Source organism: Nonomuraea sp. NPDC054003, from assembly GCF_055585125.1.
The window spans coordinates 34,172-49,881 of sequence record NZ_JBVJKR010000008.1 but is presented as its reverse complement, the minus strand read 5'-3'; the positions used below and the strand labels follow the sequence as shown (position 1 = coordinate 49,881).

General features: G+C 72.5%; 16 protein-coding genes. 6 read left to right on the top strand and 10 right to left on the bottom strand.

Annotation, left to right across the window (positions count from 1 at the left end; translation table 11 throughout):
• Window positions 1-2 precede the first annotated feature (2 nt).
• The gene (locus ACZ6YG_RS21720; protein WP_466019038.1) at window positions 3-1,379 is read right to left on the bottom strand and encodes an IS1380 family transposase; all 1,377 of its coding nucleotides are present in this window, start codon (window positions 1,377-1,379) and stop codon (window positions 3-5) included.
• 172 nt (window positions 1,380-1,551) lie between these two features.
• Here ACZ6YG_RS21720 and ACZ6YG_RS21715 point away from each other — a divergent pair, with 172 nt between their 5' ends.
• On the top strand, window positions 1,552-2,265 hold the full coding sequence (locus ACZ6YG_RS21715; protein WP_466019037.1) for an SIR2 family NAD-dependent protein deacylase: 714 nt from the start codon (window positions 1,552-1,554) through the stop codon (window positions 2,263-2,265).
• Here ACZ6YG_RS21715 and ACZ6YG_RS21710 read toward each other — a convergent pair.
• Entirely contained in the window at window positions 2,255-3,472 is a 1,218-nt protein-coding gene (locus ACZ6YG_RS21710; protein ID WP_466019036.1) for a serine hydrolase domain-containing protein, read from the bottom strand. The genes ACZ6YG_RS21715 and ACZ6YG_RS21710 overlap by 11 nt on opposite strands.
• Window positions 3,473-3,621: 149 nt before the next feature.
• Here ACZ6YG_RS21710 and ACZ6YG_RS21705 point away from each other — a divergent pair, with 149 nt between their 5' ends.
• Window positions 3,622-4,755, top strand: coding sequence for an L-talarate/galactarate dehydratase (locus tag ACZ6YG_RS21705; RefSeq protein ID WP_219545588.1), 1,134 nt, complete (start codon window positions 3,622-3,624; stop codon window positions 4,753-4,755).
• Window positions 4,756-4,770: 15 nt separating this feature from the next.
• Here ACZ6YG_RS21705 and ACZ6YG_RS21700 read toward each other — a convergent pair whose 3' ends face one another.
• The 6 genes from ACZ6YG_RS21700 to ACZ6YG_RS21675 form a co-directional block, all read right to left on the bottom strand.
• On the bottom strand, window positions 4,771-5,229 hold the full coding sequence (locus ACZ6YG_RS21700) for a hypothetical protein (RefSeq protein WP_466019035.1): 459 nt from the start codon (window positions 5,227-5,229) through the stop codon (window positions 4,771-4,773).
• 3 nt (window positions 5,230-5,232) lie between these two features.
• The gene (locus ACZ6YG_RS21695; protein ID WP_466019034.1) at window positions 5,233-7,731 is read right to left on the bottom strand and encodes a molybdopterin oxidoreductase family protein; all 2,499 of its coding nucleotides are present in this window, start codon (window positions 7,729-7,731) and stop codon (window positions 5,233-5,235) included.
• A gap of 81 nt (window positions 7,732-7,812) precedes the next feature.
• Entirely contained in the window at window positions 7,813-8,220 is a 408-nt protein-coding gene (locus ACZ6YG_RS21690; RefSeq protein ID WP_148034047.1) for a DUF2267 domain-containing protein, read from the bottom strand.
• Between the two features lie 87 nt (window positions 8,221-8,307).
• Window positions 8,308-9,039, bottom strand: a complete 732-nt coding sequence (locus ACZ6YG_RS21685; protein ID WP_466019033.1) for a hypothetical protein — start codon at window positions 9,037-9,039, stop codon at window positions 8,308-8,310.
• 25 nt (window positions 9,040-9,064) lie between these two features.
• Window positions 9,065-9,886, bottom strand: coding sequence for a hypothetical protein (locus tag ACZ6YG_RS21680; protein ID WP_466019032.1), 822 nt, complete (start codon window positions 9,884-9,886; stop codon window positions 9,065-9,067).
• A gap of 75 nt (window positions 9,887-9,961) precedes the next feature.
• Complete coding sequence (locus tag ACZ6YG_RS21675; protein ID WP_466019031.1) at window positions 9,962-10,390, bottom strand: GNAT family N-acetyltransferase; 429 nt, start codon at window positions 10,388-10,390, stop codon at window positions 9,962-9,964.
• A gap of 54 nt (window positions 10,391-10,444) precedes the next feature.
• Here ACZ6YG_RS21675 and ACZ6YG_RS21670 point away from each other — a divergent pair, with 54 nt between their 5' ends.
• The gene (locus ACZ6YG_RS21670; protein ID WP_466019030.1) at window positions 10,445-10,993 is read left to right on the top strand and encodes a YceI family protein; all 549 of its coding nucleotides are present in this window, start codon (window positions 10,445-10,447) and stop codon (window positions 10,991-10,993) included.
• On the opposite strand, the gene ACZ6YG_RS21665 is transcribed toward ACZ6YG_RS21670, so the two are convergent.
• A complete protein-coding gene (locus tag ACZ6YG_RS21665) occupies window positions 10,977-11,774 on the bottom strand; it encodes an acyl-CoA thioesterase (protein WP_219545583.1) in 798 nt (265 codons plus the stop codon). The genes ACZ6YG_RS21670 and ACZ6YG_RS21665 overlap by 17 nt on opposite strands.
• 95 nt (window positions 11,775-11,869) lie before the next feature.
• On the opposite strand from ACZ6YG_RS21665, the gene ACZ6YG_RS21660 reads away from it, so the two are divergent.
• Genes ACZ6YG_RS21660 through ACZ6YG_RS21650 form a run of 3 tightly spaced genes read left to right on the top strand, consistent with a single transcriptional unit; the run spans window position 11,870 to window position 15,050 of the window.
• The gene (locus tag ACZ6YG_RS21660; RefSeq protein WP_466019029.1) at window positions 11,870-12,664 is read left to right on the top strand and encodes an enoyl-CoA hydratase/isomerase family protein; all 795 of its coding nucleotides are present in this window, start codon (window positions 11,870-11,872) and stop codon (window positions 12,662-12,664) included.
• A 32-nt stretch (window positions 12,665-12,696) separates the two neighbouring features.
• The gene (locus ACZ6YG_RS21655; RefSeq protein WP_148034054.1) at window positions 12,697-13,848 is read left to right on the top strand and encodes an acyl-CoA dehydrogenase family protein; all 1,152 of its coding nucleotides are present in this window, start codon (window positions 12,697-12,699) and stop codon (window positions 13,846-13,848) included.
• Window positions 13,845-15,050 carry a CoA transferase gene (locus tag ACZ6YG_RS21650; RefSeq protein ID WP_466019028.1) on the top strand — a complete coding sequence of 402 codons (1,206 nt, stop codon included), beginning with the start codon at window positions 13,845-13,847 and terminating at the stop codon, window positions 15,048-15,050. The genes ACZ6YG_RS21655 and ACZ6YG_RS21650 overlap by 4 nt, the downstream gene beginning before the upstream one ends.
• A 4-nt stretch (window positions 15,051-15,054) precedes the next feature.
• On the opposite strand, the gene ACZ6YG_RS21645 is transcribed toward ACZ6YG_RS21650, so the two are convergent.
• A complete protein-coding gene (locus ACZ6YG_RS21645) occupies window positions 15,055-15,654 on the bottom strand; it encodes a TetR/AcrR family transcriptional regulator (protein ID WP_466019027.1) in 600 nt (199 codons plus the stop codon).
• Window positions 15,655-15,710 lie beyond the last annotated feature (56 nt).

Genomic DNA, 15,710 nt, shown 5'->3' with positions numbered 1-15,710 from the left:
GGTCAGGTCGGCGCTGGCAGGGCTTGGAGCCGGGCCAGGGCGGTCAGGAGTGTGCCGGCCCAGGGCCATCGCGTGGCGATGCGCAGGCGCAGGCGACGGCCACCGCGCACCAGGCGTCCGGCGACGGCGAACAGACGTAACCGCAGGCGTTTGGGCTCATAACGGCGGGCGTCGGTGCCGTGTAGGGCCAGCATCTGCATCCAGGCGAGCAGTTCGCAGGCCAGGGCGACGATCTCGAGCCAGATCTGGTTCTGGGCGAAGTCGTGCAGGGGCAGGTTGCGCAGGCCGGTGTCCTTGGCGGCGCGGATGCGGTCTTCGGCGCGGGCGCGGCGGCGGTGGCGTAATTCCAGGTCGGCGAGCTGGCCGCTTTTGGTGCCGGTGACGAAGCAGGTGAAGCGGTGTCCGTCTAGATCGGTGAAGCGCAGCTGGGCGCCGGGGTGCGGGCGTTCTTTGCGGACGATGACGCGCATGCCTTTGGGCCAGCCGGTCAGCTCCAGCAGGCCGGTGAGCTCGGCGACCCACGCGCCCGGGCGCGGCCGGCGGTCGGCGTTGTAGGCGGGGGTCCAGGCGGTGGCGGGCAGTTTGAGGATGGCGGTGGCGATGTCGTCGGTGATGGTGAAGCCGATGGAGTACTTCAGCCATCGTCCGGGGCGGGTGAGCCAGTTCAGGAACTCGTGGGTGCCGCCGCCGGAGTCGGTGCGGATGAGCACGTTACGCCGCTGGGCGCGGGGCAGCTGGGCCAGGGCCAGGCGGGTGGTTGCGATGTGGTCGGCGGCGGTGTTGGAGCCGGCGTTGCCGGGCCGCAGCAGCAGGGCCAGCGGTTCTCCACCGCCGCCGGGGCCGTGGTCGGCGAAGGCGGTCATCGGGTGGAAGCCGTAGCTTTTCTTCCAGGTCGGGGCGGCGTGCTGCTTGTCGGAGTGGGAGATGACGATGGTGGCGTCGAGGTCGACGATCACGGGCTGGGCATCGGCTCCAGGGGCATGAGCGCCGGCCAGGTGCCAGGCGCGCTGGCGGGCGGTGGCGCGGGCGGTGCGGATGGCCTTCAGCGCGTGGGTCTCATCGGCGGCGAGCCGGTCGATCAGGCGTGAGACGGTCGGGTCGGAGGCGATGGGGCCGAACAGCTCGGGCTGGGAGCGCAGCAGGGCGATGTCGGCCAGGCAGTCTCCGCCCAGGGCGAGAGTGAGGGCGAGATCAGCGATGACTTTGCCTGGGTCGTGCACGGCGCGTGAGGGGCGCCACCGCTCCAGTTCGTGTGACAGCGCCCGGTTCAGGCCGGTGGTGGCCAGCGTCCGGGTGAGGAGGAGGCCGCCTGCGTGGGACAGGAGACCGTTTGCGTCAGCGGACAGGCTGATCTTGCGGTTGGACGCGATAGTCTGCATGTGAAAAGTGCCTCTTGCTCTGGCGCGGACAGGACCTTCGACAAGCCCTATCCTCCCAGCTCAAAGGCACTTTTCTCATGTAAACGATCAGTTCGGCTCAAATTCCCCGTGAAAGCCCGAGGTTAACAGGCACAGCTGATGCCGAACTACCGGTTGTCCCTACCATGGAGTGATGATCTCCGTCATGACCGGGGCCGGCATCTCGACCGGGTCCGGGATCCCCGACTACCGCGGTCCCAGCGGGCTGTGGCGCCAGGACCCCGACCACGAGAAGCTCGTCACCATCGGCTACTACCTCGCCGATCCCGAGATCCGGCGCCGGTCCTGGGCGTTCCGCCGGGGCAGCCCGGCGCGCACGGCCGAGCCCAACGCCGCGCACCGGGCGCTGGTGGAGCTGGAGCGGGCCGGGCGGCTCGATCGGCTGATCACGCAGAACGTCGACGGCCTGCACCAGAGGGCGGGATCCAGCCCTGACCGGGTGCTGGAGCTGCACGGCAACATGTTCGGGGTGGTGTGCGTCGGATGCGGCGACCGTTCGACGCTGGACGAGGCGCTGGACCGGATCGACGACGGCGAGCAGGATCCCGCCTGCCAGGAGTGCGGCGGGATCCTGAAGACGACCACGGTCATGTTCGGCGAGAACCTGTCTCAGGACGTGATCGCCGAGGCGGCCGAGGCCGCCGAGCGGGCCGAGGTGTTCGTCGCCGTCGGGACGTCGCTGCAGGTGATGCCCGCCGCGTCGCTCGCCGCGCTGGCCGAGCGCAACGGGGCGCGGCTGGTCATCGTGAACGCCGGGCCGACCCCGTACGACGACCTGGCCGACGAGGTGATCAGGGACCCGATCGGCGAGGCGGTGCCCCGGCTGGTGGCGCGGCTCATCGGCTGAGCTGGAGCCGGTCCGCCGGGAACGGGGTGACGGGCGTCGACAGCGTCCTGGCCTGGCCCGGCCCGCAGAGCGCGAGCAGGAGGTGGCCGACGAAGGCGGCGTCGATCGGGTGGGGGACGATCTGGCCGTTCTCGTCGACGGTCTGATACTTGGCGCGGTTCAGGCCCACGGAGATCTGGCGGCTGCCGTCGGGGCTCGACAGCGACTGGGTGATCATGCCCCAGACGCCGCCGTCGTGGCCCCAGAAGCGGCCGCAGGGCAGGTCGAGCGCGTAGAGGCCGAGACCGTACTCGATGACGCCGCCCCCGGCGGACACGGGCACGGTCCGCCGCATCTCGGCGAGCTGGGCGGCCCCGACCAGCTCGCCCTGGAGCAGCGCGCGGTAGAAGCGGTTGAGGTCGTCCATGGTCGACACGACGGCCCCGGCCGTCCCCGCCCACGACATGTCGTAGACGCCGTAGTCACGCGGCGGGTCGATCAGCCCGTACATGGACTCGTACGCGCCGGAGCTCGGCCCGGGGATGCGCGGCGTGCGCGGGAACGACGTGTGCCGCAGCCCGGCCTCGCGGATCACGTGGCGGGTGATGTACGCCTCGGCGTCCGTGCCGGTGACCTTCTCCAGCAGCAGTCCGGCGAGGATGTAGTTGGTGTTGGAGTACGAGCCGGGCGTCGCCCCCGGCTGCCCCGTCGGCGCGGCCTGGAGACCGAGACGCGCCAGCTCCTCGGGCTCGATGCGGCGGAAGCGGTGCTCGTCCAGGCTGGCCGTGGAGCCCTCCAGCAGCGAGGGGAAGGCGCCGGGGATGTAGTCGGCGATGTGGCTGGTGTGGTTGAGCAGCATGCGCACCGTGATCCGGTCGCCGGGGACCAGGTCCGGCAGGTAGCGGCTCACTGGCGCGTCCAGCTCGACCGTGCCGCGCTCGACCTGCTGGAGCACCGCGACCGAGGTGAACGTCTTGGTGATGCTGCCCACCCGGTGCACCATGTCGGGCTTCACCGGCCGCCGGGTGCGCACGTCGGCCACGCCGGAGGCGCCCTTCCAGGTGTCGCGCCCGTCGCGTACCGCGGAGTAGACCCCGTACATGCCTGCTTCGTGGACGGCGTCCAGCGACTCCCGCAGCTCGCCCCCGCCGGGCGCGGCCGCCTGGGCGGGAACGGCGACCGCCCCGGCCACGACCAGCGCGCTCACCCCCGCGAGCACGCGTGTCATGATCGACATCTGCTACCTCCGGTCTCGGCGTCAACGTCACGCACGAGCCTGGTCGATCATGGGCCGCCGGGGCCAGTCCGCTCAGTCACCGGCCGGGCATGACACCTGTCATCCCCGCGCCATGACAACCGGATTCGTATGATCCCCTCATGAATCCCCTCGACCGCATCGCCCGGGTCCGCCTGTCGTCCGTCTACCTGCCGCTCGACACACCGGTCAGCGACGCCAAGGTGCTCACCGGGCGGCAGCGGCCGATGACCGAGGTCGCCTTCCTGTTCGCCGAGATCACCACCGAGGGCGGCCTGGAGGGGATCGGGTTCTGCTACTCCAAGCGGGCGGGCGGCCCCGGCCAGTACGCGCACGCCTGCGAGATCGCCCCCGAGCTGATCGGCGAGGACGCCAACGACATCCCCAGGCTGTGGGAGAAGCTGGTGTGGGCCGGCGCGTCCGTGGGCCGCGGCGGGCTGTCGATCCAGGCCGTCGCCGCTTTCGACATCGCGTTGTGGGACCTGAAGGCCAGGCGGGCCGGGCTGCCGCTGGCCAAGCTGCTGGGCGCGCACCGCGACTCGGTGCGCTGCTACAACACCTCGGGCGGCTTCCTGCACGCCCCGATCGAGCGGGTGCTGGAGAACGCCGCCGCGGCGCTGGAGCGCGGCATCGGCGGCATCAAGATCAAGGTGGGCCAGCCCGACGGGCGGGCCGACCTGGCCAGGGTGCGGGCGGCGCGCGAGCTGCTGGGCGAGGAGGTGCCGCTGATGGTCGACGCCAACCAGCAGTGGGACCGGCCGGCGGCGGCCCGGATGGGGCGGGCGCTGGAGGAGTTCGGCCTGGTGTGGATCGAGGAGCCGCTCGACGCGCACGACCACGCCGGGCACGCCGCGCTGGCCGCCGCGCTCGACACGCCCGTCGCCACCGGCGAGATGCTGACCAGCGTCGCCGAGCACGCCGAGCTGCTGCGCGCGGGCGGCGCCGACATCCTGCAGCCGGACGCGCCGCGGATCGGCGGCGTCACCCCGTTCCTGCGCCTGGCCGCACTCGCCGAGCACCACCGGGTGCAGCTCGCCCCGCACTTCGCCATGGAGATCCACCTGCACCTCGCTGCCGCGTACGGGCAGGAGCCCTGGGTGGAGCACTTCGAGTGGCTGGAGCCGCTGTTCGAGGAGCGGCTGGAGATCCGCGACGGGCGCATGCTCGTGCCCGACCGGCCGGGGCTCGGCCTCACGCTGAGCGAGCAGGCGGCCGGGTGGACGGCCGAGCGGCGCGAGTTCACCCGCCCGGCCTGATCGGCGGGCCGGGGGTCAGGCGGCGACGACCAGCGCCTGCGGCGCGGCCTGCTTCATCCGGGTGCGCAGCCACAGCATCTGGGCGGCGGTCTCGCTCTCGCACACGGAGACCACGCCCAGCAGCTCCCGGTCCCTGGCGCCCTGCGCGGCCTGGCCGATGAGCGTCCACGAGATGTCGCACTCGGCCGCCATCAGGTAGAGGTCGTGCAGGTCGCGCAGCAGCCCGAGCCCGCCGGTGCGGGAGCCGGAGAACAGGGTGGAGTGCAGCCGCTCCGGCTCGTCCGGCGACTCCTCCGAGTAGCGCTCGGCGAACGGCCGCAGCCGGCCGGCGTGCGCGTCGCACTGGGCGGCCAGCCGCTCGCACACGTGGAACACGTCCGGCTCGTCCTTGTGCTGCTCACCGACCTCACGGAAGGCGGACGCCAGCTCGGTCTGCGAACGGTACAGCAGCCCCAGGTAGTGGGCGAGATGCATGGCTCACTCCTCCTCGACGTGCTCGTCCGCCTCGGCGGCGGGCCCGCCGGCGGTGACCGGGACGCGCGGGTCGGCCGGCCGGTTGCCGACGGTGGGCGCGGCCGACACCGCACCCTCCGCCGTGGCCACCTTGCTCAGCCGGACCGCGGCCACCTTGAAGATCGGCTGCTTGGACACCGGGTCCCAGCTCGTCATCGTCAGCTCGTTCGCGGCGCGCGCCGCCCCGTCGCCCGGCCCTGACTCGTCCCGGTCCCAGTAGCCGTAGTGGAACGGCACGAACACCGTGCCCTTACGGGTGCCGCACACCCGCGCCCTGGCCTCCAGCGCGCCGCGCGGCGACTCCACCCGCACCAGGTCGCCCTCGCCGACCCCCAGCTCGGTGGCGTCCGCCGGGCTGATCTCCACCCACGGCTCCGGCGCCGCCGCCGCGAGCTGCGGGGCCCGGCCCGTCTTGGTCCGGGTGTGGAACTGGTAGACGGTGCGGCCGGTGGTCAGCGTCAGCGGATACTCCTCGCCGGGCACCTCCGGCGACGGCTGGTACGGGGCCGCTTTCAGGAACGCGCGTCCGCGCGGCTCCTTGGCCCGGTAGCTCTCCTCGCCGTGGGCGGCGCCGGTGACCAGGTCGTGCCCGTACGTCTCGCAGTAGTCAGGGTCGGTGTTGAACCTGCCGCCCGCGTACAGCCGCTCGGTGCCGAGCGGCCACTGCACGCCGCCGCCGCGCAGCAGCTCGTACGTGATGCCGGTGTAGTCGCACGGCCGCCCCGCCGAGCAGGCCTGCCAGGCCCGGTACGCGGACTCCGGGTCGTGCCACTTGATCAGCGGGGCGCCGTCCTTGTCGCGGAAGTCCATGCGGCGCGCGTAGTCCAGGAAGATGTCCAGGTCGGAGCGGGCCTCGCCGGGCGGGTCCACCGCCTTGTCCGACAGGTGCACCGTACGGTCGGCGCAGGTGAACGTGCCGGTCTTCTCCCCCCAGGTGGCGGCGGGCAGCACCACGTCGGCCAGCATCGCCGTCTCGGTCATGAAGATGTCCTGGACGACGACGAACAGGTTCTCCTGGGCCAGGATGCGGCGGATGCGCGCCAGGTCCGGCAGGGAGACGGCGGGGTTCGTGGCCGAGATCCACAGCAGCTTGATCGAGCCCTGCTCGGCGTAGCGGAAGATCTGCATGGCGTGCGTCGGCGGCGCCCAGTGCGGGATGACGGACGAGTCGACGTTCCACAGCCGGGCCAGCTCGTCGATGTGCGCGGGGTTGTCCCAGTTACGCATGCCGGGCAGGTCGCCGTCCGCGCCGGTCTCACGGGTGTTCTGCGCGGTGGGCTGCCCGTTCATCTGGTACAGGCCCGCGCCCGGGCGGCCGAGCATGCCGCGCAGCAGGTGGAGGTTGTTGACCTGGCACGCGGCCGCGGTGGCCTGGTTGGACTGGTAGAAGCCCTGCAGGACGGTGGAGAGCAGCCTGCGGCAGGTGCCGATGATCTCCGCCGCGCGTTCGATGTCGCGTACGGGCACGTCACAGATCTCCGCGGCCCACTCCGGCGTGCGGTCGCGCACCGTCTCGGCCAGTTCGTCGAAGCCGAGGGTGTGGGCGCGCACATACCGCTCGTCGTACCAGCCCTTGTCGAGCAAGCGGTGGACGAGCGCGTTCATCAGGGCCAGGTTGGTGCCGGGGCGCACGGCCAGGTGCACGTCTGCCTCGCGGGCGACGGCGGTCTGTCGCGGGTCGACGGCGATCAGCGCGGGCGGGCGGGGGCCGCGGCGGCGGTCGAGCATGCGCATCCAGAGCACGGTCTGCGTCTCGGCCACGTTGTGCCCCCACAGCGCGATGGCGTCGCAGTGGTCCACGTCGGTGTAGGAGCCGGGCTGACCGTCGGTGCCGAAGCTCTCCTTCAGCGCCGCCGCCGAGGTCGCGGTGCACAGCCTCGTGTTGCCGTCCATGTGCGGCGTGCCGATGCCGGCCTTGCCGATCACGCCGAGGGTGTAGTACTCCTCCAGGTACAGCTGGCCGCTGGTGTAGAAGCCGAAGTGGCCCCAGCCGCCCGGCCCGTCGAGCAGCTCGCGCGAGCGGGCCGTGATCCGGCCCATCGCGTCGTCCCAGCCGGTCTCGACCAGCCGGCCGTCCTGCCTGACCAGCGGCCGGGTGAGCCGGTCGGGGCTGTTGTTGGCCTGCCAGCCGTACAGGTCCTTGGGGTCGAGCCTGCCCCGGTTGACGCGGTCGCCGGCGCACCCGCGCACGCCGACGATCCGTCCTCCGGCGACCGCGATGTCCATCGCGTCGCCGTTGCTGTGCAGGATCGAGGCCGCCCGGACCCAGCGGTCCACGTCGGCCTCGGCGACGCCCTCCTCCAGGAACATGTCCACCCGTACGGGCCAGGTGGCGCGCCGTCCGATCTCCCGGGGCAGCACCCGGCGCACCGGTCCGGGCAGCGACGCCGCCACCCGTTCGGCTGCCGAAGGCGGGCCGTAGGGGGTGCGTCTCCCCCACGGATCGGCGATGCGATCGGACATGTCGGCGGTCCTTTCCACGACGCTCGGTCAGGGGGGATGCCCGGGGCAGCTACCCTGACCGGCGCCGGGAACACGGACCTGTCAGAGGTGTCCCTGGCTGCCCGCGGTGGCCAGCTCGCGCAGCTCCTCGGTGAGGCTCTCGCGGACCTTGGTCATGATGCGGCCCTGGGTGGCCTCGTCGGTGACCTCGAACACCACCCGGGCGAGGAACACCGCTCTTCGATCGTCGACCCCGGCCCTGGCGCCCACCCTGCGGATGAACTCCTCGCGGCCGAAGTGCTCACCGGTGCCGAGGCCGCCGTAGACCTCGGTGCGGCGCAGGTTCTCGCCGATCTCGTGTGGCAGCTGGGCTGCGAGCTTGTCGGCCAGGCTCTCCGGCAGGCGTTCGCCGAGCGTCTCCAGCGACGCCCGGATGGCCCGCTCGGCGTGTGCCCGGTCGCCCAGACGGGCTCGGGCCTGTACTTGGCCAACGAAGTCGTCATGTCTCATGATTTCCCCCTTTGTCCTTACCAGCGGCTACCCGGTCACCGGACCATCACAGAGGGGCTGACACCAGGAATCGGTAAAGCTCCAACTCTAGGAGCCGGCCTCGTACGCCTTGAGCTCGGCGGCGGGGATCTCGACGGCCCGCACCTCGACGGCGGGCACCTCCAGCGCGGGCACCTCGACGGCCGGGACGCACTCGTTCCGGTCGTTGCAGGCGTACGGCCTGATCAGGTTGCCGCGCATCAGGCGCGGCCGGACCAGCGGCGCCCGGACGAGGGGAGGCCTGACCACGGACAGGACGACGCCCCCGTCCTTCGGCTCGGCCTGGCACACCTCCGGCGTCGAGACGCCCTCGGCGTGCTGCGCGGGCGCGCTCTCGCCCTCGGCGCGCACCGGGTCGAGCTTGATTCCGCCCGCGTCCAGGCCGGGGATCTCGACGGGCGGGATCTCGACGGCGGGGATCGACACCGGCGGGATCGACGCGGCCCCCAGGCAGCCGCCGGGCGCGGGCCTGATCTCGGTGCACTGGGCGGGGATCCGCTGGGCGGGGAGGTCCACGCCCGGGATGGTCACCTCGGGGACGACCTCGCCGCCGATCCGTACCTCGGGGATCACCACCGGGTCCGCGTGCACGGCCGGGATGTCGACCGCCGGGATGAGCTCGCCGTGCCGGCAGCCCGTCGGCTCGGGGGGCGCGCTCTCCGGCGTGGCCGACCACGCGTCCGGGGACTGCCGCTCCGCGCCGCCGCCGCCCATCGCACTGCAGGCGGCGAGCATGATCGCGAAGAGGGGGGCCAAGACGGTCGCTGATTTCCCGCTCACGGTGAGCACGCTAGGGCCTCGGCCTTCAGGATCTGTTCAGAGCCGCGAAACGGTGCACGGTGTCCGAGTGGAGCACGCGGTGGAACGCCGGCGCCTGCCCGCCGGCCCGGCCGGTCGCGGTGACCACGGTGACCACCACGTACGGGCCGGCGCCCGCCACCCCGGCCTTGCCGTACGCGTACCTGGCATGCGTGCCGCCCCGCCGCCAGCGGATCGCGTCCGACGTCCGCTTGGACAGGCTGACGGCGGCGGCCTGGGCGCGGCGCTCGGTGGGGAAGGCCAGCAGGAGCTGGACCGCCCGGAGCTTCCCGTCCCGGGCGGAGTAGGCGATCTGGGCGGCGTGGTCGCAGTGGTTCCTGCCCAGCACGCGGCCTCTGCCGTCGACGGGGTCGCAGGTGGGGTGGTCCCAGCCGCCCACCTTGGCGGCCGTCAGCCTGCGGCCCAGGTCCCGGTCGCCGAACTCCTCGTGGCTCAGCCGCGTGTCCACCGGGGCCGCCGTCGTGTGGTGCGGTGTCAGCGTGGGGGGATCGGCGGGCGGGGCCGGGATCGCGTGCAGTTGGGACGCGATCGCCGCCACCACCGCCCCGCCGACGGCGAGCACGGCCGCGGTGACGGCCAGGCCGACCGCCAGAGCGCCGCGCCGCCCTCTGTCGGCCTCCCGCTCCGGCGCGTACAACCGCGGCGCGGGCCCGTCCGGCGCGTACGGGGGAACCCCGAAGTCAGCGGGCGCGTACCTTCCCCCGGCCCGCCGCAGCACCTTCCTGAACACCCCGCCCGGCCTCTCCCCCACGGGTTCGAGGGCGTGGTCGTCCCGGGATGGCGGATCGTCGCCCGCAGAAAACGACATATCCCGTATTCTGCTGAAATTTCACCCCAGCAACCCCAGCTTTTCGATCATCTCCGCCGACGTTCCCAACCCTCCCTAGAGAACGACCCGGTACGACGCCGTATCCCGCCGCCGGAACCCCACCCGCTCGTACAGCCGGTTCGCCGCCTCCCGCTCCGGCCGGGACGTCAGGTCGACCGTGCGCGCCCCCTGCTCCCGGGCCAGCTCCAGCGCCCGCCCGGTGAGCGCCGCCCCCACCCCCTGGCCGCGCGCCGCACCATCCACCACGACGTCCTCGATCCGCGCCCGCACCCCGGAGGCGAGCGGGTAGATCACCAGCGTGAGCAGGCCCACGACGGCGCCCCCGGCCCGCGCGGCCAGCACCGTGTTCCCCTCGGAGCCGACCACCCGCTCCACCGTCTCCCGGTCGGCCGCCGCCCCGGCGGAGAGCTGGGGCAGCAGCCGCCCGAACGCCGCCACGACCTCGTCGCTCGCCTCACGCACGGCCTCGATCACGACACTCATGCCCCGACCCTACGGAAGGGTCTTGGCGGCGCGCCGGTGGGTAGCGTGCGGAGTATGGGGGATTCATACACGCTGGGTCCGGAGACGGGGCAGTTGCTGGTCGAGACGAGGCGTACCGGTCTGGGCGCCAAGGCCGGTCATGACCTGACGATCGAGGCGGACCGATGGCGCGGCGAGGCCGTGGTCGATCTCGACGATCCGGGGGCGAGCCGGGTGAGCGTCGAGGTGGAGGCCGGGTCACTGCGGGTGGTGTCGGGGACGGGCGGGGTGAAGCCGCTCACCGACTCCGACCGGCGCGACATCGCGCGCAACATCCAGGAGAAGGTGCTCCACACCGGCCGGTTCCCGGCGATCGCGTTCCGGTCGCGGCAGGTCACCGGGACGCGGGAGTCGTTCCGGGTGGAGGGCGAGCTGACGATGGCGGGCCAGACGCGGCCGCTCACCCTCGACTGCCGGTTCGACGGCGAGCGGGTGCGGGGCAGTGCGACGGTCACGCAGAGCCACTGGGGCGTCAAGCCGTACTCGGCGTTCTTCGGCGCGCTCAAGCTGGACGACGACGTCGAGGTGCGCTTCGACGTCGAGCTGGTCAGCGCGGCTTCCTGAAGAGCGTCTCCTGGGTGATGCTGGCGGCGAGCCGGCCGTCGCGGGTGTGGATGGTGCCGGTGTACCAGCCGCGCCCGGCCGACACGGTGTGCGGCACCAGGTCCATCAGCACCCACTCGTCCATGCGGGCCGGCCGGTGGAACCAGACCGCGTGGTCCAGGCTGGAGCCCGAACGCGCGCCCTCCCCGTGCGGGACGCCGGTCACCCCGCTGGAGATGTCGGAGAGGTACGTGAGCACGCACGCGTGCAGGAGCTGACCACCGGGCAGGTCCTGGGTGCAGCGGGCCCAGAACCGGGTGGGCCATTCGGCCGCCTCGTACGGCTGCGGCGGCAGCCGGCTGTCCATGGAGAACAACCGGGGCAGGCGCACGGGTTCGAGCCCGTCCGGGTCCGGCGCGTCGGGCGCGGGGTGGATCTGCACGTCCGCGCCGGCCTCGGGGACGTGGAAGGACGCCGACATGTTGAAGATGACCTTGCCGTTCTGGATGGCGACCACCCGCCGGGCGGAGTACGACCGGCCGTCCCTGTCACGGTAGACGCGGAACACGGTCGGCCGGGCCGCGTCGCCGCTGCGCAGGTAGTAGCCGTGCAGTGAGTGCGGCAACCGGTCGGGCTCCACCGTGTCGCCCGCCGCGGCCAGCGCCTGCGCGGCCACCTGTCCCCCGTACAGCGGGAACGGTTCCTCGAAGACGGTCGTGCCCCGGTAGAGGTCCTCTTCGAGCTTCTCCAGTGTCAGCAGGTCGAGCACGGTGGGAGCAGCCACGGGACTGAAGGTCGGCATGAGGCAGACGGTAGAGGACGCGGCGGACCTGGCGCGAGCCGGGGGTGGCCGCTGTGAGAAGCTCGGCGGGTTGTCCGGAATGAGAGGAGTGTCCGGTGGCCGAGGACGAGGACGAGCTGGTTTACGAGGTCGACGGCGGGGTGGCGGTGATCCGGCTGAACCGCCCGCGCTCCCTGGGCGCGTTCACCTGGCCGATGATCGACGCGTGGGCGCGGGCGCTGCGCGAGGCGCAGGACGACGAGGGCGTCCGGGTGGTCGTGCTGACCGGCACCGGCGAGGGCTTCTGCAGCGGCGTCGACCTGAAGGCGCTCGACGAGATCGAGGCGACGCCGATCGAGCGCAAGCGCATGCTGACCGACCGGGTCCACAAGGTCGCGCGGGCGGTCGAGGACCTGGACAAGCCGCTGATCGCCGCGGTCAACGGGGTCGCGGTCGGCGCCGGGATGGACATGGCGCTCATGTGCGACATGCGGTTCGCCGCCCGGTCGGCCCGGTTCTCCGAGGGTTACATCCGCATCGGCCTGGTCCCCGGCGACGGCGGCGCGTACTTCCTGCCTCGGCTGGTCGGCCCGGCAAAGGCGATGGAGCTGCTGATGACGGGCGACTTCGTCGACGCCGACGAGGCGCTGCGGCTGGGCATCGTCAACCGGGTCTACGACGACGAGACGCTCATGGCGGAGACGATGGAGTTCGCCAGGGGCATCGCGGCCAAGCCGCCGATCGCGATCTCGATGATCAAGCGGGCGGTCCACCAGTCGATGCGCACCGACCTGCGCACCAGCCTTGACCTGATCTCCTCCCACATGGCGATCGTGCAGGCGACCGACGACTACGCGGAGGCCATGGGCGCGTTCCGCGAGAAGCGGCCCGGCGACTACCGCAACCGTTGACACGGCAGAACATTATTCGATAGGTCAGGAGCATGGTCGCAGCCGACGAGTTCGAAGAGATCCTCAAGCAGGTACGCCAGTTCGTCCGCAACCGGGTCGTGCCGAGGGAGCAGGAGATCGCCGACTCCGACGCGATCCCCGACGACCTCCGCCGCCAGGCGGCCGACATGGGCCTGTTCGGCTACGCCATCCCCGCCGAGTACGGCGGGCTGGGGCTCGACATCACCCAGGACGTCCGGCTCGGCTTCGAGTTCGGTTACACCAGTCTCGCGTTCCGGTCGATGTTCGGCACCAACAACGGCATCGCCGGCCAGGTCCTGGTCGGGTTCGGCACCGAGGAGCAGAAGGGCCGCTGGCTCCCGTCGCTGGCGTCCGGCGAGGTCACCGCGGCGTTCGCGCTGACGGAGCCGGAGGCGGGCTCCGACCCGTCGGGGCTGAAGACCACGGCGGCGCCCGACGGCGACGGCTGGGTGATCGACGGCGGCAAGCGGTTCATCACCAACGCCCCGATCGCCGGGTTGTTCGTGGTGTTCGCCCGGGTCCGCCCCGCGGACGCGGCGGGCAGCGGCATCGCGGTGTTCCTGGTGCCGGCCGACGCTCCCGGGGTGGCGGTGGGGCCCAAGGACGCCAAGATGGGCCAGGAGGGCGCCTGGACCTCCGACGTCACGTTCACCGAGGTCAGGGTCGGCGCGGACGCGCTGGTCAGCGGCGAGGTCGACGCCGGTTTCCGGGCGGCCATGACCGTGCTGGCGCGCGGCCGGCTGCACATGTCGGCGATGGCCGTCGGCCTGATGGAGCGGGCGCTCGACGAGTCGGTGGCGTTCGCCGCGCACAACCGGCAGGGCGGCCGGCCGGTCGGCGACTACCAGCTCGTGCAGGCGATGCTCGCCGAGCAGAAGTCCCTGTGCATGGCCGGACGGGCGATGGCCGCCGAGGCCGCCCGGCTCTGGCTGACCGGCGAGGACCGCAGGCTCGCGCCGTCCGCCACCAAGCTGTTCTGCACCGAGTCGGCGGGCCGGGTCGCCGACCTGGCCGTCCAGGTGCACGGCGGCAGCGGCTACATGCGCGGCGTGCCGGTCGAGCGCATCTACCGCGACGTGCGCCTGCTGCGCCTGTACGAGGGGACCAGCGAGATCCAGAAGCTGATCGTCGGGCGCGAGCTGATGCGCGGGGCACGCGCGTGACCCCGGCCGGAATGTCCGCCCCGCTGGAGGGCCTGCGCGTCGTCGAGCTGTCCGGCTACGTGGCCACGCCGCTGTGCGGGATGACGCTGGCGCAGCTCGGCGCCGACGTGGTCCGGGTGGAGCCGATCGGCGGCCAGGCCGACCGCTCCCGGTGGCCGCTCGGCCCGTCCGGCACCAGCCTCTACTGGACCGGGCTCAACAAGGGCAAGCGGGCCGTCGAGGTCGACTTCCGCTCCGACGAGGGCCGCGCGGTCATCGCCGACCTGGTCGAGCGGCGCGGCGTCGTGGTGGCCAACGCCGATCTGCCGGGGCTCTCGTACGAGAAGCTCCGTGAGCGCCGCAAGGACCTGATCCACGCGCTGCTCACCGGCAGGCGCGACGGCGGCACCGCCGTCGACTACACGGTCAACGCCGAGACCGGGCTGCCCGCGGTGACCGGGCCGGCCGGGGAAGCGGGGCCGGTCAACCACGTGCTGCCGGCCTGGGACATCGCGGCCGGGCTCTACCTGGCGACCGGGCTGCTGGCCGCCGAGCGGCACCGGCTGCTGACCGGCGAGGGGCGGCGCATCACGGTGGCGCTGCGCGACGTGGCGCTGTCCATGGTCGCCAACCTCGGCTATCTCGCCGGCGCCCAGCTCGGCGGCGAGCCGCGGACGAAGGACGGCAACCACTTCTACGGCGGCTACGGGCGCGACTTCCGCACCGCCGACGGCCGGCGCGTCATGCTCGTGGTGCTCACCTCGCGCCACTGGTCCGACCTGCTCGCCCTGACGGGACTGACCGCCGCGGTCGAGGCGGTGGAGCGGGCGCTCGGCGCCGACTTCCGCCGCGACTCCGACCGGTACGCGCACCGCGCGGTCATCGGCGGGCTGCTGGAGCCGTGGTTCGCGGGGCGGCCGTTCGCCGAGGTGGACGCGGCGCTGTCGGCCAGGCGGCTGCTGTACGCGCCGTACCGGACGTTCGAGGAGCTGGCCGCGGACCCCGACGCGCTGCTGGCCGGCAACCCCGTCCTGGGGATGCTCGACCAGCCCGGCGTCGGCCCGCACCTCTCGGCGGGCTCGCCGGTGGTCGTGGACGGCGAGCAAAGCCCGCCGCGCCCGGCGCCGTCCGTCGGCCAGCACACCGGCGAGGTGCTGCGGGAGGAGCTCGGCTACTCGGCGGCACGCCTCGCGGCGCTGCGCGACCAGGGCGCGATCGGCTGACCCGTCACCCGGCGGGCGCGATCATGCGGCGGATCAGGGTGTGCAGGTAGGCGCGGAAGGACTCCACCACGCCCGGCTGGACCGGCTCGCCCCGCTTCTGCGGCCAGTCGGGCGACACGTGGCGCATGCCGCCCGACAGGAACCCGTAGACGCACCACACCACGGTCCAGACGAGGTGGTCGCCGTCCACGTCGTCCGGCGTCAGCTCCCGGATGGTCTCCGCCACCTCCAAGGCGAGCGGGCGCGAGAACATGCCCTCCAGGTCGGGCGTGTCGGCGGCGTCGCCCGTCCAGCGGTGCAACCACAGCGACAGATACTCGGGGTGCGCGACGTTGTAGTCGAGATAGGCGTCGACCAGGTCGAACGCCCCCTTGACCCCGGGGACGAAGGACCTGAGCGCCGGCTCCATGGCCGCCCGCTCGGCGTTGACGGCGCGGACCATCACCTCGTGGTAGAGCTCCGGCTTCTCGCCCACCGTCTCGACCAGCCGGTCCACGTCGGTCCCCGCCGCCTCGGCGATCATCCGCATCGACGTCCAGTCGTATCCCACCTCGGCGAACATCCTCGTCGCCACGCCGATCAGCCGGTCCGTCTCCGCATCCATGACCATCACCTTAAGTGATGAAACCATCACCCTCCGGAAGGCTCTCGTCGTACTCG